The following is a 2,840-nucleotide window of genomic DNA, read 5'->3' on the forward strand; positions in this document are numbered from 1 at the left end:
GTTTAAAATCTTCTGGGCTTGATAATAAATTTATATCGGAACATACGGGCTTAAGCATAAAAGAAGTGGAAAAACTTTAATTTTATTAACTGATTATGCAATAAAAGTATTGTCATCGCCTCGCCAATCCCAACGGGACGCAGAGCGAGGCGGACTTTAGTCGCGGCGCACAGCGTGTGCGAGTGAGGGCGAAACAATCCAACTCTTTATAATAAAGCGGTTTTATTCATAAGAGCATAGGACACCCACTTATTGTTATGGAGTTTGACGAATATTGTATAATTATCTATACAACTTTAACGGAAAATGCTGCAATTTATTATTTCTAACGTCAAACACATTTCCCGAAGCGTCTATTATTTTAGAACCGAACATAGTCGTAAATCTCTTAAATTTTATATCGCTTGGCAAAACCAAATATTCCAAATTTCCGCTGTCTTCGTCTATTCTAAATAAAACCGTGTTCGATATAATCTCCGAATCGCTGCTCTCTTTTACAAGAGCGGGAGTGTCCAAATATATTTTTCTGTCCAAATAGAATATTCCGCCCTCGTATTCGGAAGTAAACAGTAAAAACAAATCTATTTTCCAATATATTCTTTTATTCGCATATAAATATATAGCCTTATTTCCGTCTATTAAAGCCAAATCTTTTTTATTTATCAAGCATATTTTTGATATTTTTATATTAGAATAATCGACTTTGAATTTAGCATCCGATAAAGTTAAAAGATTAAGCTGGTTAATCGTATTATCTTCATGAGTAGAAGGATAAATAAAATATTTTCTATTTTCATAAAAACAACCGTTATTTATAAAGATATTTTCTTTTAAAATATATACTATCTTTTTATCAATTATATCATAAATAAAAGTATTAATAATATTAAAATCTTTACCTCTACATAATATATACCTTGGATTTCCCGTAAAGTAAGCTTCGTAAATATACATATAATTTAATTCTAAAAATATTTTATTAGTTCCTATTTCCACTATTCGTAACTTATTGTTTAATAATTCGTCCGCATCGTTGGATATTATCATTACTTTTTTACCGTCCAAAGATAAATCCAAAATTGAATATGATTTTGCATTCTTATGAAATATTCTGCATTTTGAAATTTTGAAATCGTAAAAAAAACTATTATTAGTTCCTTTATAATAAGGAGTAAATATTCCCCTGTTCGTATTTTTGTCTATATAAATAAAATAATCTTTTTTATTGACTTTGCTAAACGATACATTGTTTTTAGAAATCATAAATACTCCCAATTTTTCATTTAATTAAATTATTTATTTTTATTTATTCTTACTCTCATCATTAGTTCCATTTCTTTATCGCTTTTGTTCTCCAAAATTGCATAATTCTCGTATAATTCTATAACTTCGGCGGACGCTATAAAATCTTCTTTATTATTATAGAATCTATATCTATAAAGCATTTCGCTCGTATACCAAACATCGCCTTTCTCGTTGCTTCTTATATGTCTATATTCTTCAATAGTATTATTGTTAGTATTAAAATAAGTTTTGGGAATATTGCTTCTATTTATAAAAGTCTGGTTTAAACTATTTGTATGCACATTTGTATTTGTATAAGAATTTGTTCCTGCAATATTTGTATTTATATTATTTGTATACGTATTTCCGTTTGGAAGTTCCAGCACTCTTTCAAGTTTATATATATCGAATTTATCTCCGATTTTTACATTATCTTTTTCTCCCAAATTAATAAATATTTTATTTTCTTCAACTCTCGTTATTATACCCGAAAGCGTTTCTATATTAAAAAATTTTACAATATCGTTTACAATTTTATCGGATGCCAAAATCGAAGCTCTACCCAACGCGCTTTCATAAAATAAAGCGTCTTCAGATTTATAAACGGGACTATTATCAGGCAAAACATAACTCGCGCTATTTGTAAAAGTTTTAAGGAAGGATAAAGTATTTATATCTATAATATTAACTTTGAATTCCACATTCGCCGTATCCTTTCCGCCTCTTCTTAAAGTAAAATTTAAAACCTCTCCGCTTATCAAATAATCCGAATTAAAAGTTTCCTTAATAAATCTTGACGCCATTTGAAAATTTGTTTGCAATGTTTTATACGGAGCTACAATTTCATAAGATGCAAAATAAGAAATAAGCAAATCGTAATCGCTTACTTCAAATAGATGGGTATTTACTAAAGAATATTCTAAAGTTCTTGGAATACCATCGTCAACCATATACTCTTCTATCCATTCTATATTTGCGCTCGTAAAAGGCAAAACCGTTATAGCTATGGAATATAAGTTTGTCCCGCAAAATAATATTATATTAAAAATAAAGAATATAAATTTAATCATAAAATTAATAATCTTTTTCTACCTCTTTTTTCTCTTTAGGTTTGTAATAAGAAGTCATAGCGCTTATAGATATGAAAGCTAAAAGCAATCCTAATAAGAAAACAAATTTTTTTGCCATATTCATTTTAATTAATCCGTAATTTTTATATTAATATATTTTCTAAATAATATTATAAAACAAAGTAAAACAATTTCAATAGCAATATTTAAATAAAATATCAATATTATTTTATTATGATATTTATGATATTAATAAATAAAAAAGAATTTGACAACTTATTTAACATAATATATTATATTTATATGCCGACTAAAAAAAATATAAATAAAAACGATAAATCCGATTACAAAAATTTAAAAGCGATAAGAGACGCTAATAAAAAAGCGTTTGTTTTTGTGATTTCGTTTATAATAGCGGGACTTGGAATTATAATATTTTTATTTTATTATTTTTTATATAGCGATTTGGAGAGAGCGAAAAATAAA

General features: G+C 26.8%; 2 protein-coding genes and 1 pseudogene. 1 reads left to right on the top strand and 2 read right to left on the bottom strand.

Features of this window, described 5'->3' with window-relative positions; genetic code table 11:
• Nucleotides 1–282: 282 nt before the first annotated feature.
• A complete protein-coding gene (locus EZH24_RS09760) occupies nucleotides 283–1,263 on the bottom strand; it encodes a hypothetical protein (RefSeq protein ID WP_137998961.1) in 981 nt (326 codons plus the stop codon).
• A gap of 29 nt (nucleotides 1,264–1,292) precedes the next feature.
• Nucleotides 1,293–2,354 carry a hypothetical protein gene (locus tag EZH24_RS09765; protein WP_137998962.1) on the bottom strand — a complete coding sequence of 354 codons (1,062 nt, stop codon included), beginning with the start codon at nucleotides 2,352–2,354 and terminating at the stop codon, nucleotides 1,293–1,295.
• Between the two features lie 303 nt (nucleotides 2,355–2,657).
• Between EZH24_RS09765 and EZH24_RS09770 the strand changes: the two are divergent.
• Nucleotides 2,658–2,840, top strand: a pseudogene (locus EZH24_RS09770) (hypothetical protein); the annotation flags it as partial.

Origin of the sequence: Brachyspira catarrhinii, assembly GCF_005518285.1 — a bacterium.
Taxonomy (GTDB): Bacteria; Spirochaetota; Brachyspiria; order Brachyspirales; family Brachyspiraceae; genus Brachyspira; species Brachyspira catarrhinii.